This is a genomic window from Streptococcus mitis SK597 (assembly GCF_000148545.1).
Taxonomy (GTDB): Bacteria; Bacillota; Bacilli; order Lactobacillales; family Streptococcaceae; genus Streptococcus; species Streptococcus mitis_C.
The window spans coordinates 22,390-47,479 of the sequence record NZ_AEDV01000044.1 but is presented as its reverse complement, the minus strand read 5'-3'; the positions used below and the strand labels follow the sequence as shown (position 1 = coordinate 47,479).

Annotated in this window: 24 protein-coding genes and 1 pseudogene; 1 reads left to right on the top strand and 24 read right to left on the bottom strand. The window is 42.3% G+C overall.

Annotated features, from left to right (window positions below):
* Positions 1-3 precede the first annotated feature (3 nt).
* From leuC to topA, 8 genes are all read right to left on the bottom strand, one after another.
* Complete coding sequence (gene leuC / locus SMSK597_RS07975; RefSeq protein ID WP_000907557.1) at positions 4-1,386, bottom strand: 3-isopropylmalate dehydratase large subunit; 1,383 nt, start codon at positions 1,384-1,386, stop codon at positions 4-6.
* Between the two features lie 3 nt (positions 1,387-1,389).
* On the bottom strand, positions 1,390-1,659 hold the full coding sequence (locus SMSK597_RS07970; protein ID WP_000762447.1) for a DUF1294 domain-containing protein: 270 nt from the start codon (positions 1,657-1,659) through the stop codon (positions 1,390-1,392).
* The gene (leuB, locus tag SMSK597_RS07965; RefSeq protein WP_000162522.1) at positions 1,656-2,693 is read right to left on the bottom strand and encodes a 3-isopropylmalate dehydrogenase; all 1,038 of its coding nucleotides are present in this window, start codon (positions 2,691-2,693) and stop codon (positions 1,656-1,658) included. The genes SMSK597_RS07970 and leuB overlap by 4 nt, the downstream gene beginning before the upstream one ends.
* Before the next feature lie 11 nt (positions 2,694-2,704).
* Complete coding sequence (locus SMSK597_RS07960; RefSeq protein ID WP_001225784.1) at positions 2,705-4,267, bottom strand: 2-isopropylmalate synthase; 1,563 nt, start codon at positions 4,265-4,267, stop codon at positions 2,705-2,707.
* A gap of 314 nt (positions 4,268-4,581) precedes the next feature.
* The gene (locus SMSK597_RS07955; protein ID WP_000461573.1) at positions 4,582-5,238 is read right to left on the bottom strand and encodes an MmcQ/YjbR family DNA-binding protein; all 657 of its coding nucleotides are present in this window, start codon (positions 5,236-5,238) and stop codon (positions 4,582-4,584) included.
* 43 nt (positions 5,239-5,281) lie between these two features.
* Positions 5,282-5,914, bottom strand: a complete 633-nt coding sequence (locus tag SMSK597_RS07950; protein ID WP_000638811.1) for a copper homeostasis protein CutC — start codon at positions 5,912-5,914, stop codon at positions 5,282-5,284.
* Between the two features lie 92 nt (positions 5,915-6,006).
* Positions 6,007-6,366: a YbaN family protein gene (locus SMSK597_RS07945; protein WP_001220352.1), complete on the bottom strand. Its 360-nt coding sequence runs from the start codon at positions 6,364-6,366 to the stop codon at positions 6,007-6,009.
* 256 nt (positions 6,367-6,622) lie between these two features.
* On the bottom strand, positions 6,623-8,710 hold the full coding sequence (topA, locus tag SMSK597_RS07940; protein WP_000179659.1) for a type I DNA topoisomerase: 2,088 nt from the start codon (positions 8,708-8,710) through the stop codon (positions 6,623-6,625).
* Positions 8,711-9,078: 368 nt separating this feature from the next.
* On the opposite strand from topA, the pseudogene SMSK597_RS12840 reads away from it, so the two are divergent.
* Positions 9,079-10,057, top strand: a pseudogene (locus SMSK597_RS12840) (IS30 family transposase).
* Here SMSK597_RS12840 and SMSK597_RS07925 read toward each other — a convergent pair.
* The 16 genes from SMSK597_RS07925 to proB form a co-directional block, all read right to left on the bottom strand.
* On the bottom strand, positions 10,054-12,294 hold the full coding sequence (locus SMSK597_RS07925) for a DNA internalization-related competence protein ComEC/Rec2 (protein ID WP_000942424.1): 2,241 nt from the start codon (positions 12,292-12,294) through the stop codon (positions 10,054-10,056). The pseudogene SMSK597_RS12840 and the gene SMSK597_RS07925 overlap by 4 nt on opposite strands.
* Entirely contained in the window at positions 12,278-12,925 is a 648-nt protein-coding gene (locus SMSK597_RS07920) for a helix-hairpin-helix domain-containing protein (protein WP_000387321.1), read from the bottom strand. Before SMSK597_RS07920 ends, SMSK597_RS07925 begins: the two co-directional genes overlap by 17 nt.
* 66 nt (positions 12,926-12,991) lie before the next feature.
* Positions 12,992-13,561, bottom strand: coding sequence for a GNAT family N-acetyltransferase (locus SMSK597_RS07915; protein ID WP_000443737.1), 570 nt, complete (start codon positions 13,559-13,561; stop codon positions 12,992-12,994).
* Positions 13,562-13,773: 212 nt separating this feature from the next.
* Complete coding sequence (locus tag SMSK597_RS07910; RefSeq protein ID WP_000658195.1) at positions 13,774-14,778, bottom strand: PhoH family protein; 1,005 nt, start codon at positions 14,776-14,778, stop codon at positions 13,774-13,776.
* 85 nt (positions 14,779-14,863) lie between these two features.
* Positions 14,864-15,079, bottom strand: a complete 216-nt coding sequence (locus tag SMSK597_RS07905) for a YozE family protein (protein WP_001232089.1) — start codon at positions 15,077-15,079, stop codon at positions 14,864-14,866.
* An 8-nt stretch (positions 15,080-15,087) separates the two neighbouring features.
* Positions 15,088-15,942 carry an RNA-binding virulence regulatory protein CvfB gene (gene cvfB / locus SMSK597_RS07900; protein ID WP_001095431.1) on the bottom strand — a complete coding sequence of 285 codons (855 nt, stop codon included), beginning with the start codon at positions 15,940-15,942 and terminating at the stop codon, positions 15,088-15,090.
* A 58-nt stretch (positions 15,943-16,000) separates the two neighbouring features.
* Positions 16,001-16,558, bottom strand: a complete 558-nt coding sequence (gene frr / locus SMSK597_RS07895; protein ID WP_001262225.1) for a ribosome recycling factor — start codon at positions 16,556-16,558, stop codon at positions 16,001-16,003.
* Between the two features lie 8 nt (positions 16,559-16,566).
* Positions 16,567-17,304 (bottom strand): UMP kinase, encoded by a 738-nt coding sequence (gene pyrH, locus SMSK597_RS07890; RefSeq protein WP_000002996.1) that lies wholly within the window; start codon positions 17,302-17,304, stop codon positions 16,567-16,569.
* A gap of 83 nt (positions 17,305-17,387) precedes the next feature.
* Entirely contained in the window at positions 17,388-18,722 is a 1,335-nt protein-coding gene (trmFO, locus tag SMSK597_RS07885) for a methylenetetrahydrofolate--tRNA-(uracil(54)-C(5))-methyltransferase (FADH(2)-oxidizing) TrmFO (RefSeq protein WP_000083718.1), read from the bottom strand.
* Positions 18,723-18,958: 236 nt separating this feature from the next.
* The gene (gene rsmI / locus SMSK597_RS07880; RefSeq protein WP_001166862.1) at positions 18,959-19,837 is read right to left on the bottom strand and encodes a 16S rRNA (cytidine(1402)-2'-O)-methyltransferase; all 879 of its coding nucleotides are present in this window, start codon (positions 19,835-19,837) and stop codon (positions 18,959-18,961) included.
* Positions 19,838-19,839: 2 nt separating this feature from the next.
* Entirely contained in the window at positions 19,840-20,157 is a 318-nt protein-coding gene (gene yabA, locus SMSK597_RS07875; RefSeq protein ID WP_000358228.1) for a DNA replication initiation control protein YabA, read from the bottom strand.
* 39 nt (positions 20,158-20,196) lie between these two features.
* Positions 20,197-21,087, bottom strand: coding sequence for a DNA polymerase III subunit delta' (locus tag SMSK597_RS07870; protein WP_000806726.1), 891 nt, complete (start codon positions 21,085-21,087; stop codon positions 20,197-20,199).
* A complete protein-coding gene (gene tmk, locus SMSK597_RS07865) occupies positions 21,084-21,722 on the bottom strand; it encodes a dTMP kinase (RefSeq protein ID WP_000033374.1) in 639 nt (212 codons plus the stop codon). The genes SMSK597_RS07870 and tmk overlap by 4 nt, the downstream gene beginning before the upstream one ends.
* Positions 21,723-21,835: 113 nt before the next feature.
* On the bottom strand, positions 21,836-22,633 hold the full coding sequence (gene proC, locus SMSK597_RS07860) for a pyrroline-5-carboxylate reductase (protein ID WP_000689680.1): 798 nt from the start codon (positions 22,631-22,633) through the stop codon (positions 21,836-21,838).
* A gap of 3 nt (positions 22,634-22,636) precedes the next feature.
* Positions 22,637-23,899, bottom strand: a complete 1,263-nt coding sequence (locus SMSK597_RS07855; RefSeq protein ID WP_000255281.1) for a glutamate-5-semialdehyde dehydrogenase — start codon at positions 23,897-23,899, stop codon at positions 22,637-22,639.
* Positions 23,900-23,908: 9 nt separating this feature from the next.
* On the bottom strand, positions 23,909-25,018 hold the full coding sequence (gene proB / locus SMSK597_RS07850; protein ID WP_000875719.1) for a glutamate 5-kinase: 1,110 nt from the start codon (positions 25,016-25,018) through the stop codon (positions 23,909-23,911).
* Positions 25,019-25,090 lie beyond the last annotated feature (72 nt).

The following is a 25,090-nucleotide window of genomic DNA, read 5'->3' as shown; positions in this document are numbered from 1 at the left end:
TCCTTACTGGGCTTCTGGCATTTGCCGAACATCTACAAAGCGCCCTGCGATAGCTGCCGCAGCTGCCATGGCTGGACTGCAGAGGTGGGTCTTAGCACCAAATCCCTGTCTGTCTTCAAAGTTGCGGTTGCTGGTTGAGGCGCAGTGGACACCATCAGGAACCTTGTCTGGATTCATTCCTAGGCACATAGAGCAACCTGGGTCTCTCCATTCAAAGCCAGCATCTAAGAAAACTTTATCCAAGCCTAATTTCTCCGCAGCTCGTTTGACAGGACGAGAGCCCGGAACCACGATAGCCGTTAAGTTAGGAGCTATTTTCTTCCCTTTGACAAATCGCGCAGCCAGTTGCAAGTCGCTGAGACGAGCATTGGTACAAGAACCGATAAAGATATAGCCTAATTCAATATCTGCTGGCTTTTGACCAGGCTCCAAATCCATGTAATTGTAGGCTCGTTCATCATTCATATCCTTAATTTCTGGGAAACTACTGTCAAAGTCAACCCCCATAGCAGGGTTGGTTCCCCAGGTCACCATAGGAGCAAGGTCTGAGACATCCATCCGGATAACCTTATCATAAACAGCATCCTCATCACTGACAATTGTTTTCCAATCCGCCACAGCCTCCTCGAAATTCTCTGGAACACACTCGCGTCCTTTGAGATAGTCATAGGTGGTTTGATCTGGATTCATAATTCCCATCTTAGAGCCAAACTCGATGGACATATTGCAGATGGTCATTCGCTCTTCCATGCTTAGTGCATCAATCGCTTGTCCACGATATTCCACCACATAGCCAACACCACAAGCAACGCCGTACTTGGCAATCAAGGCTAAAATAAAGTCCTTGGAATAAACTCCCTTTTGAGGAACTCCTGTGAATTCCACCAGCATTTTCTTGGGTTTGACCTGCCAGAGGGTCTGTGTCGCAAAGACATGTTCGACCTCACTAGTTCCAATTCCAAAGGCGATTGCTCCGAAAGCTCCGTGAGTCGCCGTATGGCTGTCTCCACAGACAATGAATTTTCCTGGTTGAGTTCTTCCTGTTTCTGGACCAACCATATGAACAATCCCCTGCTTTTCAGAACCGTGGGCCGCATGTTCAATCCCAAACTCCTCAACATTTTCAGCAAGCTTATCAATTTGCGCCTTGGAAATGACATCTCGAATATCGTAGATATTGACCGTCGGGACATTGTGGTCAAAGGTTCCAAATGTCAAGTCTGGTCGTCTCAATCTGCGCTCTGCATCTCGTAATCCTTGAAAAGCCTGAGGACTGGTCACTTCATGAATATAGTGCTGATCCACATACATGAGTTGGGGCTGCCCCTCTTCTCCTGTGATGACATGACGGTCCCATAATTTATCAAAAATCGATTTTCCTGCCATCCATTACCTCCAAATAACATATAAAGCTACTAGTGTAGTCACCATCCCAAGAAACCAAACTGTTTTAAAGTGCCATTTTCGAGTCTTGTGGTGAAAAATGATTCCTGCTAGCCAGGCACCAAAACCACCACAAGCAAAGGCTAAAATGAGTAAGATTTTCTCTGGGATGCGCCAAGCTCTTCTCCTTGCCTTAGATTTGTCAATACCATAAGTCAAGAAAACCATGACATTCCAAATCAAAAGGACTAGAGTAATTTTTTCGTCTAATTTCATAACCTTGCAATAATAGCTTCTGTCATTTCCTTAGTCGAAGCCTGTCCACCTATATCTCTTGTTAAAATGCCAGCCGCTAAACTAGCTTCAACAGCACGCTCAATACGCTCTGCATCCTCATAACGACCAAAACTATCTCTCAACATCATGGCCACTGATAAAATCATGGAGATAGGATTAGCAATTCCTTGACCTGCAATATCAGGAGCTGAACCGTGAATGGGCTCATATAGACTTGGTCCATTTTCAGAATGACTGGCTGATGGCATAACCCCAAGTGTGCCAGATAGAACGCTTGATTCATCCGAGAGAATATCTCCAAAAAGATTCTCCGTCACGATGACATCAAACTTGGCAGGATTGGTAATCATAAGCATGGCAGCTGAGTCGACTAGCTGGTGCTCCAAGGTTACATCTGGGAAATCCTGCGCGACTTCCTCAGCTACTTTCCGCCAGAGTTTTGAGGTCGCTAGAACATTTTGCTTATCGATACTAGTAACGATTTTTCTGCGATTTCTTGCGATTTCAAAGGCTTTGCGAATAATCCGCTCCACTTCCTCATAGCTATAGTCGTTGATATCACGCGCTTTGCGCTCTTCAAGGATATGATCCCCAAAGTAAATCCCACCTGTCAACTCACGCACCACAACAAAGTCTACACCAGCAATTCGTTCTGGTTTAAGTGGTGACAAATGCTTGAGACTGTCAAAGATTTTTACAGGGCGAATATTAGCGTAAAGATTGAGTTCCTTACGGAGAGCTAGCAAGCCTTGTTCAGGCCGAACCGCTGCGTCATCATACTGAGGACTACCGATAGCCGCTAGGAGAATGGCATCTGCTTCTCTACATGCCTTGAGAGTTTCACTAGGTAAGGGATGACCTGCAGCATCAATACCTGCACCTCCAAAAGGGCGTCTGTCTATTTCATAGTCAAAACCTGTTTTTTCAGCTAGAGCCTCCAGAACCTCTAAACCAGCCTCCATGATTTCTGGGCCAATTCCGTCCCCTGCTAGAGCTACTATTTTCTTTGTCATAGCCTTCTCCTTTACACACTAGGCATATCGCGATAGGAAACGCTACGTCCCATCTCACCAGCATTCTCTTTTTGAACAAAGGTATTAGCATTGATGTAGGCAATAGCAGATGCTTTCAGTACATCGAAATCAAGCCCTGCTGCGTTAAAGATAGTTTCTGTATCTCTGTTTTCAACAGTGACCAAGACCCGAGCTTGGGCATCAATTCCATCTGTCACCGCGTCAATAGTGTAAGACACCAAGCGGACGGATTGGTTAAAGAACTTATCGATAGCGTTAAAAATCGCTTCAACGGAACCTTGCCCTGTCGCATTAAACTCGACTTTCTCACCATCCATATTGGCTAGGCTAACAAGTGCTTCAATGTCATTATCTGCATGAGTTTGCAGTTGTAAATCATCAAAGTGGAAGCCTTCTGGGTTTTCAACCATAGTTCCAGCGACCAGCGCACGAATATCTGCATCTGTGATTTCTTGTTTCTTATCTGCCAGAGCCTTGAACTTAGCGAAGAGTGGTTTGATGTCCTCTTCTGTAAAATCTAAGGCTAATTCTCTTAGTTTCTCGACAAAGGCATGGCGACCAGACAATTTTCCAAGCGGAAGACTATTACTCTTAACACCAACCAATTCAGGGGTGATAATCTCATAAGTAAGAGGATTTTTAAGAACTCCATCTTGGTGAATACCAGATTCGTGAGAAAAGGCATTACCACCAACTACAGCCTTGTTTTTAGGAACTGGAATACCAGAGAAGCGAGAAACCATTTCTGACGTATTGATTGTTTCATTCAAAACAATATCACTAGTTACTTGGAAGAAATCCTCACGAATCTTCAAAGCAACAGCTACTTCCTCAAGAGCAACATTACCTGCGCGTTCACCGATACCATTAATAGTTCCCTGGACACGTCCAGCACCGTGTTTAATTGCTGTCAAAGTATTTGCAGTTGCCATACCGAGATCATCGTGACAGTGGACACCAAAGACAACTTTATGATCTGATTTAACATTTTCAGTCAAGTGATCAAAGATACGGGCAAACTCTTCTGGAGTCGTAAAGCCAACTGTGTCAGGGATATTGATATAAGACGCCCCTGCATCAACCGCTGTTTGAACGACTTGTAAGAGGAAATCCAACTCTGTTCTAGTCGCATCCTCAGGAGAGAATTCGACTACTTCAAACTTAGAGCGAGCATAAGAAACATGTTCCTTAATAGCTTCCAAAATCTCTTCCTTGCTCTTATTAAGTTTATACTTACGATGAATGGGACTGGTAGCAATAAAGACATGAACTTGTGGATACTTGGCGTCCTTGAGGGCCTCATAACATGCATCGATATCAGACTTGACAGAGCGAGCCAAACCTGTCACTGCAGTTTTCTTCAAGACCTTAGCAATCTCCTGCACTGCCGTAAATGAATCTGGACTAGCAGCCGGAAAACCAGCTTCAATTACAGAAATTCCCCATTTCTCCAGCTGTCTTGCAATGGAAACTTTTTCCTTTATTGAAAAGTTAACACCAGGTGTTTGTTCCCCATCACGAAGACTTGTATCAAAAAATTCAATTTTACGCATAAGATTTCCCCTTTTCCAAATGTGGTTTTTAAAAAAACATCTCGCTTAGAAGTCCAAGCGAGATGTTGATTCACTCCCGCTTGGTAAGCCAAACAGGACTAATGCTTTTTGCACTAGCCCGAGTACCTCAACAACAAAGCAAATTGATTAAACTTAGCTGTTCTCATGTTTGACTTTCTCCTTCGTTTGATATCTTGTTTAGTATTTTAGCATAGGCAAAAGCACTTGTCAAGAAAAAATCAAATATTTTCTGAAAATTTCTTCAGTATAGAATATTTAGCTAATTGAAAATTATTGAAAATCCTTGAAATGTTTCATTTTTTAGAAGTTAAATTCCAACTTCTTTCTATCAATTCCAGTACTTCTTCATCTGATAAAGTATCATCAAGCGCCACACTAATCCAGTAGCGTTTGTTCATATGAAAAGCTGGATAAATGCCCTTTTGTGAAAGTAAGTAAGCTACTTGGTCATGTTTGAGATTGACTGCTTCCACTAATCCTTCTCTGCCCTTATCTAGCCTATCCCAAGGTATTCTCATCAAAACAGCATACCATTTTTTATTGCCTTCATGTCTTAACACTGCCGTATCAGGCGATTTCTCCCACAAATACTCCAACTGATTACCATACTTTTCCTGAACTTGAGTCATGATTCGCTTAGTCTGAGGGCAGATAAAATCCTGTACCTCAAAACAAGCCTTCCGAATCTGGTAAAGAATCTCCAAACAAGCCTCACGGACACTTCCTACAAAACTTCCCCTCATACTTTCCATATGGACTTGAGGATAGAGATCACCCGTTTCCTGATCAAAGACTTGAAAGTTCACATTATCAGCAGTGATAGACACAGTCATGACAAAATCACCCTCCAAAATCTTACAACTGTAGGTCCAGACTCCACTATTTTCTACAAAACCAAAAGCATGAGCCTTTTCTTGATTAAACTGATAGGATTTAAAAATTTCAAACATAAGTGAAAACTGCTACCAAAAGCTAGCAGTTCCTTTCTATTTTTTAAAAGACAACCTTGGTACCATGCAATTGTGTCACACCTAGCTGGTCGATAAAGGTTTGACGGTTGTCAAGGTCAATCCCCCCACCTGGTAGAATTTCAATCTTACCTTTAGCATGCTCCAAAATTCTGTGATAATGAGCAAAACGTTTCTCTAGTGAATCGCCAGACTCACCAGCACGAGTTAAGATACGAGTGACACCGGCTTGGCTGAGCCAGTCAATAGCCTCCAACTGGTCTTCATCACTCAATTCATCAAAGGCCATGTGGAAGACAATTTCCATCCCTTTTGATGCAGCAGTTAACTTCTCAAGATTAGCCTTATCCAACTTCTTCTCAGCAGTTAAAGCCCCAAATACAACTCCTTGACTTCCAGCCTGAGCAGTCAAACGAATATCTTCTAGCATGATAGCAATTTCTAGTTCATTATAGACAAAATCGCCACCACGGGGACGAATCATGGTCATGATAGTCGTTTCATAGTTAGCCGCCAGTTCAACCGCTGCCTTGGTCACTCCATAGCTGGGAGTTGTCCCACCAACTGCTAGATTGTCACAAAGTTCGATTCGACGAGCTCCAGCCTGCATCGCTTTTTCAAGCAAGGTCACATTTTCAGCACAAAATTCGTAAATCATTTGATTCTCCTTGAAGATTACTTTAAATTTATTATATCATATTGTTGTGAATATGCTTTCAATTTTATCAAGGCAAATAACTACTATTTTAACTATTCTTTGTCTGGAATGACCTTGAAGAGATAATAGGTAATAAAGATGGTCAAGGCTCCTAGACCGATTTTGACCGGTAAAAGAGGGGCAAAATAAATGGAAATTCCCATCAAGATGTAGATAGAAACGATGATTTTTTTCTTACGTTCACGCGCAATAGACTTAGTCTCGCGAAAATCAGCCACATATGCTTGATAGAGTTTGGTATGATAAAGCCAATCTTCGAAGCGCTTGGAACTTCTAGAGAAACAAGCAATAGACAGTAAAAGAAAAGGTGTTGTAGGCAACAAGGGTAAAACAACCCCAACAATAGCCAAGGCCAGTGATAAAAAACCAATAATTAGATAAATAATACGCATAACTTCTCCTAGTTAATACTCTTCGAAAATCTCTTCAAACCGCATCAACGTCGCCTTGACGTAGGTATGGTTCCTGATTTCGTCAGTCTTATCTGTAACCTCAAAGCAGTGCTTTGAGCAACCTGCGGTTAGTTTCTAGTTTGCTCTTTGATTTTCATTGAGTATAAAATAATCTTCTTCTAGTTTCGCATAAAATGATGAATTTTGTCAAGTTCTAACCAAAAAGAGCCTGAAATTCACTTTCAGGACTCTCCTCTTATTTAATCTTTTCTTCTTCGTAGTCACCCTTGCTACAAACAACCTGCTTGCCACCACCACGGACTTTTTTCTCCATGAGGAAGTTGCCACATTTTGGACAGTCACGACCAACAGGCTTATCCCAAGAGGTAAATTCACATTCTGGATAGCGATTGCAACCATAGAAGAGGCGATTACGTTTGGTTTTGCGTTCAATGATTTGTCCCTGATGACAACTTGGACACTCAACACCAATCTCTTTCACGATTGCTTGGGTATGACGGCAATCTGGGAAATTGCTACAAGCGTAGAACTTACCAAAACGACCAAGTTTAATGACCATTGGACTGCCACACACTTCACAGTCAAATCCAGCTGGTTCATCCTTGATTTGGATTTTTTCCATTTCTTCTTCAGCCTTGGCGACCTCTTTAGAGAAAGGTTTGTAAAAGGCATCAATAACACGTTGCCACTGCTCTTTTCCGACTTCGACATCATCTAGTTTGCCTTCCATTTCAGCTGTAAAGGTTACGTTTACGATATCTGGGAAATATTCAACGATGAGCTTGTTAACAATTTCTCCCAACTCTGTTGGTTCAAAACGTTTGGCTGCAAGGCGAACATAATAACGTTTCTGAATAGTTTCAATGGTTGGTGCGTAGGTTGACGGACGTCCAACCCCATTTTCCTCCAAGGTCTTGATCAGTGTCGCTTCGGAATAACGAGCAGGCGGTTGAGTGAAATGTTGCTCTGGTTTGCTATTAACTTGCTTGACTACATCTCCAACAGCCATATCTGGTAACATCTTATTCTTATCAGAATCATTATAAATGGCAAGATAACCATCAAACTTAACCTGACTACCATTGGCAGCAAATTGAACCCCATTTTGAGACAATTTAACAGCCATGGTATCAAAGACAGCTGCTGTCATCTGACTCGCTACAAAACGATTCCAGATAAGAGTATAAAGCTTGAGCTGATCCTTGTCCAGATACTTAGCGATGCTTTCCGGTGTATTAAAGACACTAGAAGGACGAATAGCCTCGTGGGCATCCTGAGCTCCTGAAGCATTTTTGACCTTGCTACCATGCTTAGAATACTTGCTACCAAAACGGTCCGTAATGAAACTTGCTGCTTCGTTCTGCGCTACTGGACTGATACGAGTCGAATCAGTACGCATATAGGTAATTAAACCTTGCACACCAGAACCAATATTAATCCCTTCATAAAGCTGTTGGGCAACCATCATGGTCTTTCGAGTACGGAAATTAATTTTATTGGCAGCATCCATCTGCATAGATGAAGTAGTATAGGGTAATGGAGCATTACGTTTGCGCTCTTTCTTATCCACCTGATCTACTGAAAAATCTTTACTAGTCAGACGAGATAAGACTTCCTTGACCTCATCATTACTAGTCAGTTTTAGCTTTTTACCATCTACTCCATAGAAGGAAGCCTGAAATTGCTTGGTTCCCTTTTTAAAGACACCATCAATTGTCCAATATTCTTCTGGTTGGAAGGCATTAATTTCATTCTCACGGTCAATGATTAACTTAAGCGCAATAGACTGAACGCGACCTGCTGACAAGCCCTTCTTGACCTTCTTCCACAAAATAGGCGAAATCGAATATCCTACCAAGCGGTCTAGGACACGACGAGCCTGTTGGGCATCGACCAAATCCATATCAATTTTACGAGGTTCTTTAAAAGCATTTTTGACCGCATCCTTGGTGATTTCATTGAAGACCACACGGTTGGCATCATTTTCATCCAAGTTGAGAATATGGGCCAAATGCCAAGAAATCGCTTCTCCTTCACGGTCCGGGTCACTCGCCAGAAAGACTTTATTAGCTTTTTTAGCTTCTTTTTTCAAGTCATTGATGAGAGGGCCTTTTCCTCGGATATTGATATATTGCGGTTCATAATTATTTTCAATATCGACGGACATACTGGATTTCTTCAAATCACGGATATGCCCGACACTGGCTAAAACCTTGTAGTTTCTGCCTAAATATTTTTCAATCGTCTTGGCCTTAGCAGGCGACTCCACGATTACTAGATTTTTTTTAACTGTTGATTTTTTCTTTTTTGTTGCCGTAGCCACAGTATCACACCTTTTCAAAGTAATAAACTTTATAAAGTGTAAACCATTTTGTCATAACTGTCAAGACTTAGCTCCTATATATAGAAGAAAAGTTGGTTTAGAAGGAAAAAATAGTGTTCTATAATGAAGTTAGCCACCCAGCCCTCCTAAAAATTAGATGGTTCAACTAGCTGATAGCTAGTCTTCGATTTCATTTGATAAGAGGCTTGATGCTGTTAGGCTGGCGAGCCAAGGCTAAGACTAGCCTTGGTTTAGCTGACAAAACAGCTTCAAGGGTTCCTCTTACCAAATGAAAGCTAATTTAGGCATAAGAAAACACCTCTGTGTTATACTTGTTGTTCAACCACAAACACAAGAAAGGCACAGAGATGCAAGACAATTATACTACAAAAGGCAAACATTTGACAATCGATAGCCGTCGCTTAATCAAAAGAAGGGAAATCAAATAGAAAAATTCCTTCTCTACTTGGAAAAGCTCCTCAAACTATCCACACTGAAATCAAGCGCGGGACAATTCTACAATGTGTTGGAAAAGGGCGCTTCAAAAAGGTTTATTCTGCCGACTATGCTCAACAAGCTTATGAAAGCAATCGCAAGCACTCGGTCAAGAAATCAAGCTTAACCAAAGAACTAAAGGAAAAGATTCTCCGCTATCATAATCAAAAGTTTTCTCATGAAATGATGGTCAAGGCTAAGGAGGTTAACGTGGGCATTTCTACCATCTACTACTGGATTCATCATGGAAAATTGGGGTTAACCAAACAGAACCTCCTGTATCCTAGAAAAGGAAAAACTACTAAGAAACAGGCTAGCACCAATTTTAAACCCGCTGGTCAGTCTATCGAACAGCGTCCTGAAGTTATCAATCTGCGATTGGGAAATGGGCATTATGAGATTGATACGGTTCTACTTACAAGAGCGAAAAACTATTGTTTACTAGTCTTAACTGATCGAAGGAGTAGGCATCAGATTATCCGATTGATTCCAAATAAAAGCGCTGAGGCGGTCAATCAGGCTCTAAAACTCATCTTAAAACAACACAAGATTCTATCCATTACGGCAGATAATGGAACGGAATTCAACCGATTGTCTGATGTGTTTTCTAAGGAACATATCTATTATGCACACCCCTATGCCTCTTGGGAAAGGGGAACTAATGAGAATCACAACAGGCTCATTCGTAGATGGTTACCTAAGGGAACTAAGAAAACGACTCCCAAAGAAGTCGCATTCATCGAAAATTGGATTAATAACTATCCTAAAAAATGCTTGAACTACAAGTCACCCAGAGAAGACTTCTTGATGGCTAACTTGAACTTGAAATTCACCTTTAGAAGGAAAAATTAACCAACCGTTTCGATTTTCCAACTATTCCACCCTTTAAAGCGTATAGCTCCTTGCTGGTCAGTTCGATATACTTTGCTATTGATACCTTCCAGTCGTGTCAAAGTTTCCTGATGGGGGAGTTTGGTTCGATTGTTCTTTCCAACTGAGATGAGAGTAAACTCTGGTTTGAGTTGTTCTAGAAAGGCTGAACTTGATGATTTTTTAGAGCCATGTTGGCTAGCTTTCAAAACATCCACCTCTAGGTCAGGATACTGCTTCAACAAGTCCTTCTCTCCTTTCTCCTCCAAATTTCCTGTGAAAAGAAAATACTTATCCAAGAGTTTCCCATACAGAACCAGAGAATCTTCATGATTTCCATCTCCCATTTTCCTTGGAGATAGGACTTCTAACTGACTTCCAAAAATTGGAAGGTTCTCTCCCACTGACACACTACGAACCTTGGTTTGAGTCGCCTGTAGTTCTGCTACAAATTGCTTCTGTTTCAGACTTCCTTTTGATACTAAAATCTCCCCTACATGAAAAGCCTTGGTCACCTCCAACAAATCTCCAACATGCTCCTTATCTGTATTGGTCAAAATTAGCTGGTCAATCTTGACCGCTCCTCGACTTTTAAGATAGGGTATCAAGCTTCTCTGTGCATTGCTGGTCGTCGTCCTTTCTTGCCATTTTTCGATTTTCTTACCAGATTCTACCTTGCCACCTACATCTATGAGAATGGTCTTACCAGTTACATCCCGTAGGAAAATACTTTCCCCTTGCCCAACATCCAGCATGGTAATTTCATTTTCCAATGGATGCTTGGTCAAGCAAAAGAGCCCTGTAATCAATAAGCTCAACACTGCTAGCCTTTTAATGTTTTTCCTCAAATCATAGACCAAAGCCAAGGAAATTAATAGTAGCATCAACAGCCATGAATTGGGCTGTCCAAAGACCAGCGGCCTGCTTGCCACCTGCGATACCAAGCGAATAATGTCCTCCAACCATTCAAAGATAAAATTCAGCTGAATGACTGGATAGAGAAAGGAAATGGCAAATAAGATAGACAAGAGCGGTAAGAAGACCATGTCAAATAGAAAGGAAAAGACAAAGGTCAATAGGATGGACCAAGGTTGAAATTCCGCAAAATAGAAGGATAGAATGGGTAATATTCCCAAAGAAATAACCAGACTTTCTCTGGCAATAGCCTTAAGTCCCTCCCCTTCTTTGCTGGTCATAGTCAAGATAAAAGCATAAGCACATGACAAAACTCCTCCTGCGGTCAGGAAAAAGTTGGGCATGATGATAAAGAGTATAAGCACCGTCAGGGCAAAATTGTCCAAGCCCTTAACACCATGTTGAGCCAGTAACTTTTGCAAAAGACTGCGAATAACTGATGCTGAAAATCCTGTCAGCCCTGCATAGATAAGAGAAAAGGGATAGGTCAGCCATTTCAACTTTTCTTGGGTCAAGCCCAATCGCAAGAGAAGTTTCTTAAAGCCATCCATGAAAAATCCTACCTGCATGCCAGACAAGGCAAAGAGGTGGATAATTCCTAGACTGGAATAAAGCTCATTCATCTCCTCAAAATCTGTGTCCAGATGTCCTAATAGAAGCCCCGTCATGTAATTGCGCATAGGATCTGGAAAATGCGTCTTAATCCAAACTACAGCCTTTCGACGTAAACTGGACAGGTTTTCACCTACATTCCAACTGCCAACCTTTTGAAGTGACTTGATACTCTTGATAGTCAGTGTCTGGTAAATCCCTTGAGTCTTCAAATAAGCTTTGTAGTCAAAACCACCAAAATTTCTCTGCCCGTCTGGCTCCGAAAGTTTTCCTTCTAGTTCTATCTCATGAAGGTCTGTTAAGGTTTGAAAGGCTTCTTTCTCCTCTTCGGACTGGAGTTTATAATAGACTTGAAAAATGCGTCCATCAGCCTTGCCACGAAAGGATAGACTATCACCATTAACTTTAATAGTGTCAGGTAAAATCCGTACCCTTTCAACAGAATCCGCTAGGTTTTGACTAGCTTGACTCTGTTGCCAATTTTGAAACAGAAACCAGAAGGCAAAGATTCCGCAAATAACTAGAACTTTTCCAGCAGGTTTCCAAGGAAACTGAATAAGGAGACAAACTAGCAGAAAAACAAAGCCCAACAAAGCAAGATAGGATGCTGAGAAAATAGCATAGTAAAGCCAGAGTAATAGAAAACTCAGGTAAATTGGGGGAATAGAGAAATTCTTAATCCACTGTAACATAGTCTTTTAACTTTTCTATCGTTTTAGCACCAATGCCAGAGACCTTCTTGAGTTCATCGACCGACTTGAATTTCCCATTTGTTTCACGATGGTCGATAATATCCTGAGCTCGTTTTCCTCCCAGTCCCTTGACCTGCTTGAGTTCTTCCAGACTGGCCTTGTTGAGATTGACCTTCTTTTCTTTACTTGTTGAAGAAGCCACTCCAGAACCTGCCTGTTGACTAGCTACTTCTTCTCCCTTAGATGGAACGTAAACCAGAGCCTCATCACTAACTTTCTGTGCTAGATTGAGCGACTTACTGTCTGCTTGCTCTGTCAAGCCACCAGCCTTCTGAACGGCATCATTGACCCGACTACCTACCGGCAAATCATAAATCCCTGGTGATTTAACAGCACCTTTTACATCTACTGTAATCATATCTTGTTCAACCGGTTCTTCCTTCACTTCCTTCACTTCCTTTTCGGTCGATGAATCCTTGGAAACAGCTGCAACTTCTGCCTGTAAGTTCGTTTCCTTGACAGGTGTTGGTGGAGCTGGCTTTAGCAGAAAAAATCCTCCTACAAACAAGCCCAGACCAGTACAGATGACAATGATTTTATACTCTTTGATTTTCTCGATAATTGCTTCCATATTTTCTCCTCTCTTAGATTATTCGTAAGAGGAAGAAAAAACAGTTGAAAATTTCTTCTCAACTGCTTATTTATTTGCAAAATAGTCTTCCTTGGTCAAGACATAATGAACTCTGGTCACGATTCGGCCTTCTTCATGCTGGTCCATACAAGCATAAGCTTCTTCGTGGGAAAAACGCATTCCTGATTTCTCCATAACCTTTCCTGATGCAGGATTGTCCTTATCGTGAAGGGCAGTCAACTTATTCATTCCAATCTTCTCAAAAGCCAGCTCAATCACAGCACGGTTGGCTTCTGTCGTTAATCCTTGATTCCAATACTTTTTATTGATAATGTAGCCAATAGCTGCCTTCTTAAGAACAGGATCAATCTTGTGCAAGTCAATGGTTCCAATAAATTTGCCGTTATCTTTTAATTCGATCCCCCAACGTCCCAAGGGATTGGCCAAGTAGAACTGAGCAATATTATTTTTAGTTTCTTCTACATTTTGATTGGTTAGAAAAGTGTAACGTGTATTATCCTTATCCGAGGCATACTCAAACATAGCTTCCGCATCATCCAAGGTTACAGGTCTAAGCAATAAACGCTCAGTCTCGACTATTGGATACTGAACTAGTTTTAAAAAGATTGATTCCATATATTTCTTCCACTTGAAACCTTTCTAATCTAATACAAGGATATTGAATGAAACATTTAAAAAGCAAACTTATAGTATATTGAGATAAGATATAAACAAATAAATCAGGAAAGTCAAATTAATTTATAGAAATATTTTAGCAGTCACGACGTACTATTCTAACTTCAATCTACTATAGACTTAGCATTGAGATAACTTTAAGTACAAAAGAGCTATCCTTCAGACAGAGATTGAGACTCTAATTCTTCACTCTCTTCTTTTTTAACTGGAGCTGGTTCATAAGCTCGGATAATCTGAGCGACAACTGGATGGCGAACCACATCCTTGGCTGAAAAATGAACAAAGTCAATCTGGTGAATGTTCTTGAGCTTTTCTTGGGCATCAATCAAACCGGATTTGATGTTATGTGGCAAGTCAATCTGACTGATATCTCCATTGACAATCATCTTAGAATTAAAACCTAAACGAGTCAAAAACATCTTCATCTGCATGATAGTCGTATTTTGCGCCTCATCGAGAATGACAAAGGCATCATCCAAGGTTCGTCCACGCATATAGGCAAGGGGGGCGATTTCGATAATTTCACGCTCCATGAGACGAGTCGTCTGGTCTTTTCCCAGAATCTGATACAAGGCATCATAAACAGGTCGAAGGTAAGGATCCACTTTCTCCTTAAGATCACCCGGAAGAAAACCTAGACTCTCTCCTGCTTCCACCGCTGGACGTGTTAAGATAATCCGTTTGACTTGCCCACGTTTAAGGGCAGTCACTGCCAAGGTCACTGCAAGAAAGGTCTTCCCTGTCCCTGCGGGTCCGATTCCAAAGGTTACATCATGATGTTTAACACTATCCACATAAAGTTTTTGACCCAGTGTTTTGACACGGATAGGCTTCCCTGTATTATCTTTGATGATTTCTTCTTCGTAAAGGGCGACAAACTTATCAATTTCATCGTTTTTGACCATGCTAATTGCAGTCACCACATCTGGCGTACCAACGGTCATCCCACGATTTACCAAGACCATCAAAGCCTGAATAACCTGACGGGCTTCCTCACAGGCAGTCTCTTCTCCCAAAACCTGCACAATCTCCGTACGAGCATGAATCACCACATCAAGCTCTTCTTCCATCAAACGAAGATGGCGTTCATTGGAACCAAAAAGATGAAACAGGTCATCTGGATGACTCAGTTGAATGTCAATTGAATGTTCCTTCAAATAAAGAACCTCTCTAATCCTTTTATTTCTTTTTATTATAGCAAAGGGATGGATAAATTACTAGCCCAAACCTAATGAATAAAGTCTAGTGTTCTAAGTATTCTTGCCAGATAGCGTCAAAGTCTCCTAGGTTGAAAGAAAAACTGGCATGTTCTTCCAAAAAGCGACTCACCTCATCAAAATCATCTGTGTGTTTTGGGAAAGATGACTCTTCAAAAGCTAGGTCTGCCAAGATAGCTTTGGGACTGTTACTTTTAGGATTGCGCTCGGTCATGAGCCAAGTGTAAAATGATTTTCTCATAAGTCACCCTAGATCAACTCTGTCCCAAACTGGTCTTGCTTGATTTTACCAGCCTTCATAAGACCACCTAAAGCTTTCTTGAACTGACCTTTAGAAATGCCAAAGGTTGCCTTGATGTCGTCTGGAGATGACTTATCATTTAAGGTCATGAAACCACCATTGCTTTCCAAGTAGGTCAAAATCATCTGAGCATCATTTTCCAACATCTCAAAGGAACGTGGTTTGAGGGAGAGGTTCAAGGTGCGGTCCACTTCACGGAAACCAATGACACGCGCATCTAAAACTTGACCCAAACGTGGCTCTGCATAGCGCTCGCTAGGATGGATAAAGCCAAGCATGTTATTTTCTGGCAGGTAAACAAAAGTTCCTGACAACTTGAGGCGGTATACAATGGCTGGCCAGTTTTGGTTCTGCATGTTATTGTAGGCAGGACGAGCCAGACGTTGAAAGTCTTCTTGATAAGCCAAGAGTCCCCAGATACGGTCTTTCTTGTCCACTTCAAGACGGATGTAGAGTTGGTCGCCCTTCTTAGGCCAAAGTTCCTTGAGCTCAGGGAGAATATCGAGTGACACTACAATTTCCTTGTCAGGAAGTCCTGTATCCACAAAAACACCCAAGTCCTTACGAACTTCTGTGACACGGCCCCAACCAAATTGGTCCTGAGTAGCAGTCACTTCTAGAGTCGTCAAGCGGAGTTTTTGCTTCATATCCGCGTAGGCGAAACCTTTAACCGTATCACCCACTGTATGCTGACCTTCTTCCTTGGCAAGCGCATAGGTTTGGCCATCCTTTTGCACAAAGTAAAAACGGTCATTTTCATCGATGATGAGTCCAACGATAAAACTTGCAAGATTTGTATTCATATTTCCTTCTTTCGAATAAAACTCAGCCAGCAATGCCAACTGAGTTTTTCTGTTTATTTTAGACTTCCAAAAGTTCTTTTTCTTTATTGGCAGTCATGTCATCGATGTGTTTAACAGCATCGTCTGTTACTTTTTGAATGTCTTTTTCAAGAGTCTTCAATTCGTCTTCAGTGATTTCTTTTGCTTTCTCTTGTTTCTTAGCTTCGTCCATAGCATCGCGACGGATATTGCGGACAGCCACTTTAGCATTTTCGCCAACCTTCTTCACTTCTTTAGCAAGGTCACGACGAGTTTCTTCTGTAAGAGCAGGGATAACCAAACGAATCACAGAACCATCGTTAGCTGGTGTGATACCAAGATCAGAAGCGTTCAAGGCACGTTCGATGTCTTTCAATGAAGACTTGTCAAATGGTGTCACCAACAAAACACGCGCTTCTGGAATGGTAATTGAAGCGATTTGGTTAAGAGGAGTTTCTACTCCGTAGTATTCTACATGTACACGGTCAAGCAAGCTTGCATTGGCACGACCTGCACGGATACCACCAAATTCACGAGCAAGTGATTGGTGAGACTGGGTCATTCTCTCTTTAGCTTTTTCAATAATTGCGTTAGCCATAATCTTTCTTATTCCTTTTCTTCGATATTATTTGAAACTGTTGTTCCGATATTTTCACCAAATACGACACGTTTGATGTTGCCTGGTTGGTTCATGTTAAAGACAACCAAGTCAATGTCGTTGTCCATTGAGAGGGTTGAAGCTGTTGAGTCCATGATACGAAGACCTTTATTGATAACATCACGGTGGGTCAATTCTTCAAATTTAACAGCTGTCTTGTCCTTCTTGGGATCGGCATTGTAAACACCATCTACGCCATTTTTAGCCATAAGGATAGCATCCGCTTCGATTTCAGCTGCACGAAGGGCCGCTGTTGTATCTGTTGAGAAGTAAGGTGAACCAATTCCAGCACCAAAGATAACGATACGGCCTTTTTCAAGATGACGAAGGGCACGTCCACGGACATAAGGCTCTGCCACTTGTTGCATAGCAATGGCAGTTTGCACACGCGTATCGACACCAACTTGTTGCAATGAATCTGCCATCACAAGAGCATTCATAACAGTCCCAAGCATTCCTGTGTAATCTGCCTGAACGCGGTCCATTCCTGCTTCTGCAGCAGGTTCTCCACGCCAGAGATTTCCTCCACCGATAACAAGGGCAATTTCGATACCTAAGCTATGAACTTCTTGAATCTCTTTTGCGATTGTTTGAACTGTTTGGATATCAATCCCTACGCCACGTTCACCGGCAAGGGCTTCACCTGATAACTTGATTAAAATACGTTTATACTTGGGATTCGCCATTTTCACTCTCCTTTTTTTATCCTACCTATTTTATCACAATTTCTAAGATTTTTATAGTATCATGAGCAATTCTTTCAAAAAAATTAGACTGTTAAAAATTCCTCTAAATCGTTAAGGGCACGCTCTGCAATTTTTTCATAACGAGCCTTCTTATCACGGATACGCTCGCCTTCCAACTCCTTGATAATCCCGAAGTTGACATTCATTGGTTGGAAATGTTTGCTGTCCGCATGGGTGATGTAATGAGCTAAGCTTCCGATAGCCGTCGTCTCTGGGAAAATAGCCTCGCTTTCTCCCTTGAAAAGACGAGCTGCGTTAATTCCCGCAACTACGCCTGACGCTGCGGACTCAACATAGCCTTCTACACCCGTCATCTGACCAGCAAAGAAGAGATTTGGTTGTTTCTTAGAACGGTAAGTCTGTTCAAGAAGATTTGGTGAATCCATATAAGAATTGCGGTGCATAACACCATAGCGAACAAACTCAGCATTTTCAAGACCTGGAATCATTTGGAAGACACGCTTTTGTTCTCCCCATTTGAGGTGGGTCTGGAAACCAACAATATTGTAGAGGCTACCAGCTGCATTATCCTGACGAAGTTGCACAACCGCATAAGGTGCTTTAAATTCTCCATCACGAGGTCCTGTATAGTCGTCTGGATACTCCAAACCGACTGGTTTCATAGGACCATAAAGCATAGTTTTAATGCCACGTTTGGCCATAACTTCGATAGGCATACAGCCTTCAAAGTACTTTTCTTTTTCAAAGGAATTGAGCGGTGCTTCTTCTGCATTGACCAAGGCTTCATGGAAATCCATAAACTCCTGCTTGGTCATAGGAGCGTTGAGATAAGCGGCTTCTCCCTTATCATAACGAGATTTGAGATAAACCTTGCTCATATCGATAGTATTGACATCGATAATAGGCGCTGCCGCATCGTAGAAATAGAAACCATCGCCATCATTAAGGGCATGAATCTTTTCAGCTAGGGTATCACTAGTCAAAGGACCAGTAGCGACAACCGTAATAACATCCGTCGGCAATTCTGTAATTTCATCACGAACCACTTCAATCAAGGGATGGTTGGCCACTTTTTCGGTCACCATTTGGGAGAAACCATCACGGTCCACCGCAAGCGCACCACCTGCAGGAACACGGGTTGCTTCAGCAGATTCCAAGATAACTGAACCCAAGCGACGCATTTCTTCCTTGAGAAGCCCGACAGCATTTGTCAAAGCATCCCCACGAAGAGAATTGGAACAAACTAACTCTGCAAAATTGTCTGTTTTGTGTTGAGGTGTTGACTTGACACCACGCATTTCATAAAGTTTAACTGGAATACCACGTTCTGCAATTTGGTAGGCTGCTTCAGAACCTGCCAAACCAGCACCGATAACATTGATATAAGATTGAGACACGACACTAATACCTCTTTGGGAGTATAAAGACAAGTTTCACATTGAAAAAGCCAATCGGATTTACTTCGCTTTCGAGTTTCTTGGCTCAGGCTGAAAAAGTCCACAGGACTTACTTCGCTTTCGAATTTCCTGGCTCAGGCTGAAAAAGTCCCCCGGACTTTTTCACTCCCACAAATCTTTCTATTTTTTTCTTCTACTAGTATAACAAAAAAAGGGAAGAAGGCAAACTTCCCTGTTTAGTCATTTTCTTGTTTTTCTTCCCAGTCGTGGTAGGCAGCGTAGAGCTGGCTCTTATTCCACTGGTAAATCTTAGCGACTTCCTTGATAGCTTGATTTTTCTTCATGCCTTGCTGGATACGGGCTTGGATTTCTGAAAACAAATCCTCCTCGTCCTTCTCCTCCACATCTTGGCTGGCACCTTCAACAATGAGAAGGCATTCGCCCTTGAGTGGCGTTTCAGCGATGCTTTCCATCAATTCAGAAATGGTACCTCTTTGGTATTCTTCATAGATTTTAGTCAATTCCCTAACCAAGACGACCGAGCGGTCACCGTAGACTTCTAGCATATTTTCCAACGTATCTGCTACACGATGAGGGGATTCATAGAAAATTTGTGTTTCAGGATAGTCTTTTTTCGAGTCGAAAAATTGTTTTTGCTGGCCTGATTTTCTCGGTAAAAAGCCGTAAAAGATATGTGGCTGTGGCGCTAAACCACTGGCAATCAAGGCAGAAATTCCTGCAGAGGCACCTGGAACTGTCACAACTGCAATTTCTTCCTCAATAGCTGCCTTAACTAAATCATGACCAGGGTCTGAAATGCTAGGCAAACCGGCATCAGAGACCTGAGCAATACTTTGCCCTGCTTTCAAGAAACCAATCAAATCAGGAATTTTTTCCTTGGCATTGTGCTCATGAAAACTGATCTGCTTTGTCTGAATGTCAAAATGCTTGAGCAAAAGACCTGTATTGCGCGTGTCCTCAGCAGCAATCCAGTCCACTTCTTTCAAGGTCTGAATAGCTCGAAAGGTCATATCATCTAAATTGCCAATCGGCGTTGCCACTAGGTACAGCTTGCCGTAGGGAGACTGCCCCTTAAAACTTTTTTGAATCTGCATGCCTACTCCCTGTATAACAACTCATCACAGAACATACATTCCTCGTCCTGCTCTCGACGTTGTCCATAAAAATCATTACATACGTGAAATCCATCACGGTAAATGCGACGGACACTTTCACGAACATGCTTGGCCTTGACGGGAGCATCTGCTTCCACCTCACCCAAGCGTTCGCGCAACTTACTATTTTCCAAGCGAAGAGCTGTATTTTCTTCTACCAAGCTCTTGAGATTTTTCTTGATGGCTTCCACATCGGCCAAGGTTACCAATAACTGTTGGGAAAAATCATCCAGCGCGTCAAATAATTCTTTTTTGTCCATAAAACAGCCCTTTCCTTTCATTATCGTTCATTTTTGAGTTTATATTTCTTTCAAAATCAGATATTCCATGGCATTTTGAAAGCTGACATTAGCCTGCCACATTTTTCTAGCTTCTAGCAAATCCTGTAAAATCGTTCGTACTCTTGCTTGTAGGAGATCTTGTCCACAGAGAACTTCAAGAATCCGTAAAACCTGATCTTGTTTTTCCTTATCATCTGCCAAGTTCGCTAATTTAGCAACCTGCAAATAACTTTCTTTTTTCTTAGCCACTAACCAAGTCAGCAGGCGTTCACTTTCATCGACCAAGGTCCAAAAACTTGCCTGATTAGCCAACTTTTCCGCTTCAGCTCGCGATTGACTAAACTGAGCTAGGAGAGTCGCTTTTTTCTTAACCAGTCCCATTTGTTCTAAGAGCAAGATGAGTTGTTCTTCTTGCTTTTTAAAGTGGAAAATCTGGGTTCGACTGCGGATTGTCGGTAAAATCTTTTCCTCATCGCTGGTCAAGAAGAAAATATAAACCTCACTCTGGGGTTCTTCGATGACCTTGAGCAGAGAATTGGCTGCATTAGGATGCATTTTCTCAGCTTGCTCGATAATAAAGACCTGTTGCTGACTTTCAATCCCTGCTTGGGAAAACTGGCCCACCAATTCCCGAATGCGTTCTGTCTTGATGACCTGATTTACTGGCTTAATCAAAGTGACATCGGGAAATTCTCCCTGTTCAATCAGCTTACAATTTCGGCATTTCTCACATGGTAAAACACCTACTTTATCCGTACAAAAGAGGCTCTTAGCCAAAAACTGCGCCATTTCCAAGCTTCCAAAGAAACCTGAAAAGAGATAGGCGTGATTGAGCTGGTCTTGTTCTAAGATACGGACAAAACGGTCAAACTGATCTGGCTGCCAAGCCTTTAGTTGGTCTTGTTTCATTTAGCTAATCCCATTCTATCAAACAAGACAGCCTTGGTTGTTTCCACAACTTGCTCCAAAGGAAGACTGGCATCAATCTTGACAATACGACTTCCTTCTTTGTCCAGAAGAGAAAGGTAGCCTTGACGAACTTTTTTATGCAAGTCCAACCCTTCCAAGTCCAAACGATTGACCTCACGATTGCTATTAGCAACAATGCGAGCCAGTCCTTCTTCCACCTCGATGTCAAAATAGAGTGTCAAATCGGGTTTAAGGCCATCTGTCGCAAACTGATTGAGCCAGTCAATGGCCTCAATATCCAAGCCACGACCAAATCCCTGATAGGCAAGAGAACTATCGATGAAGCGGTCCATAATGACCAACTTACCAGTTTCAAGTGCTGGAAGAACTTTTTCCACCAAGTGCTGTCTGCGACTGGCAATATAGAGAAGGAGCTCTGTCTTCGCATCCATCTGGGTATGACTTGGGTCCAAAATCACTTGACGAATCTTCTCCCCAATCAAGACACCTCCTGGTTCACGGGTCGTCAGCACCTCTACTCCTTTTTCCTCTAAAATTGGTAACAAAGCTTCTAAAACACTGGTCTTTCCTGCTCCCTCTGGTCCCTCAAGAGAGACTAAAAATCCTTTTGACATGTCTAACTCATTTCTTTTTTACTACTTCTATTTTATCAAAAAAATAGATATTGTGAAAATCTTTTTGGACACTGATTTTAAAGAAGTATAAAAGAGGTAGATTTCTCCACCTCTTATTTACCAAGTTTTTTAGTTCGTTTGTAGGCTTGACCAACTGCCTCCATGACCGTTCCTCGAAAAGCATGCGCTTCTAGGCTTGCTACACCAGCGATAGTCGAACCGCCTGGGCTACAAACTTGGTCTTTCAAGACCCCAGGATGCTCTTGGCTTTCTAGGACCAATTCCCCAGCTCCTACCACAGTTTGAGCCGCCATTTTCAATGCCGTTTCTCTTGGCAATCCCATCTGAACGCCCGCATCTGCCAAGGCCTCAATAAAGAGATAGACAAAGGCTGGTCCACAGCCTGCAAGACCTGTCGCTGCATCTATTAAGCTTTCCCCAAGTTCAACCAAGAGACCAGCATTAGCTAAAAGCTGACAAAATAGCTCACTGTCCTCAGCCCTGCAATTAGGAGACAAGGCATAACTAATCACTCCTTGACCAATAGAAGCAGGGGTATTTGGCATCATACGAATAATTCGGTGTTGACTTGGTATAAGACTAGCGAGTTTTTCTAAAGTCAATCCAGCTGCCATGGAAATCAAAAGAAGACTTTCTCTTTTTTCAAGGATGGTCTGGTATTGAGAAAGCAGTTCAGAAAACTGAGCAGGCTTAACTCCTAGAAAAATCACATCTGCTTCTGCAAAAATTTCGTCATTGCTAGAAGCCTGACCACCGAAGTTGGCAATGAAAGCATCCACCTTAGCTTGACTACGATTGGCAAGGAGAAGATCATCACCCGTCTTGGCCTGCAAAACAGCCTTGGCCAAACTAGCTCCCATATTCCCCAAACCGATAAATCCAATCTTCATCTCTTACTCCCTTATCTGTCCATCACCAGCGACTACATACTTGTAACTGGTTAATTCTTTTAAGCCCATTGGGCCACGCGCATGAAGTTTCTGAGTAGAAATTCCCATTTCACAACCCAGACCAAATTGACCTCCATCTGTGAAACGAGTTGAGGCATTGACATAGACAGCTGCAGAGTCCACTTGATCTGTAAAGTAAGCTGCAGCTTCAGCATTTTCCGTCACAATGGCATCCGAATGATGAGTACTGTGTGCTTCAATATGCTCGACGGCTTCCTCAAGACTTGAAACTACTTTAACAGCTAGGACATAGTCTAAAAACTCGGTGTCAAAGTCTTGTGCTTCAGCTGCGTGACCTGAAACAAACTGACTTGCTTTCTCATCCAAGCGGAATTGAATTGGTTCCAACCCAGCTTCTTTTCGATCTGCAACCAGCACTTTCTCCAAGCGAGGAAGGAAGCTTGTTGCCTTGGCTTCATGAACCAGCAGAACCTCCATGGCATTGCAGACAGAAGGACGACTAGTTTTAGCATTGTTGATGATAGACAGTGCCTTGTCTTCGTCTGCATCCTTATCGACATAAACATGGACAATCCCTGTCCCCGTCTCAATAACAGGTACAATAGCATTCTCAACCACTGCATTGATCAAACCAGCTCCTCCACGAGGAATAAGAAGGTCTAGATAGCCCTTGGCCTTCATCATGGCATAGCTACTTTCTCGGCTGGTATCTTCCACCAGTTGAATCACATCTGGGTGAATAATAGTCGTCTCCAAGCCCTTCTTCAAGGCTGTGACAATAGCATGGGCTGTTTGATAGGCGTCCTTACCACTACGAAGAACAACCGCATTTCCACTCTTAAGAGCCAAAGCAGCCGCGTCAGACGTCACATTTGGACGGCTTTCATAGATAATACCGATAACACCCATGGCCACACGTTTTTTGGTGATAACCAAACCATTTTCAAGCTGACTTGTTTCTAGGACTTCACCGATTGGATCTGGTAAAGCAACCACTTCACGAATACCAGTTGCCATTGCTTCTATACGTCCTGCATCCAAATAAAGACGATCCAGCATCACATCTGAGATTTTACCCTTAGCAGCTTCCATATCGAGGGTATTGGCCGCTAAAATTTCCTCTGTAGCAACCACTAAGTGATCAGCCATGGCTAACAAGGCTTGGTTTTTCACCTCTTCACTAGCTGTGTTGATCGATTTTTTAACAGCCTGTACCTGTTCAAATTGTTCTTGTGTACTTACCATAGTTTACCTCTAAAATTCTGTAAAGAGTAGTTGGATTTCAGGAGTAATGGAAATCCAGTCATCACGGTGAATCAAGACACCCTTGGCTTTTTGAGAACGCAACATATCCTCCAAAGCAGATGCTCCAAATTGCACGCGCCCTTTTCCAAGTGATTTTCTACTTTCCTTGTCAAATACTGTCACAATATCACCGTAAGAAAAGGCACCTTCTGCTTCAACAACACCAGATAAAAGGAGACTCTTGCCATGTTGAGAGAGAGCTTCTGCAGCCCCTTTATCAACCCAAATAGAACCTTGACTCTGAGCATAAAAGGCCAGCCATTGTTTCTGGGTACGAAGTCCCTTCTCTTGAGCAACAAAGTAGGAACCATCCTCGGTTTCCTCAGCTGCTTCAATCATGGCATCTGCCTTCAAGGATGAGCAGATATAAACAGGAACTCCTGATTCCGTCGCGATAGTTGCAGCTTTGATTTTGGTTAACATGCCACCTGTACCATTAGACGAACCTGCTCCACCGGCCATATCAATAATCTCACGATTGATGGTCTCGATTCGCTCCAAGCGTTTGGCTCTTGGATCTGAATTAGGATTTCCAGTATAAAGACCGTCTACGTCTGTCAAGAGGACTAAAAGGTCTGCTTGAACCATGGCTGCTACCTGGGCACTCAGAGTGTCATTATCCCCAACCTTGAGTTCATCAATAACGACACTGTCATTCTCGTTGATGATAGGAATCGCCCCACGGCTAAGTAAAACCGACAAAGCCTGATGGGCATTTTTATAACGGCGCTTATCCACAAAGTCATCCTGGGTCAGCAAGATTTGTGCAGAAACGATTTGGCGCAAGAGAAGATTGGTCGTGTATTCTTCCAACAAAAGGCCTTGCCCTACCGCTGCTGAAGCCTGTTTATCAGCAATCTTAGTCGGACGCTTTTTAAATCCTAAGGCGCCAAAACCAGCCGCAATGGCACCCGACGACACCAAAATCAATTCATGACCAGCCTCGTGCAACATAGCTAACTGCTGGGTAATAGCCTTTACCTTACTACGTGATAAACTTCCATCCTCATTTGTCAGAGAAGAAGTCCCTACCTTAAAGACAATCCGTTTGTATTTCATAGTCTCACTCCGATTCTTCATATTTATCCATTATAACATGAATGGCAGGAAATAGAAAAGAGTTGATAGGAA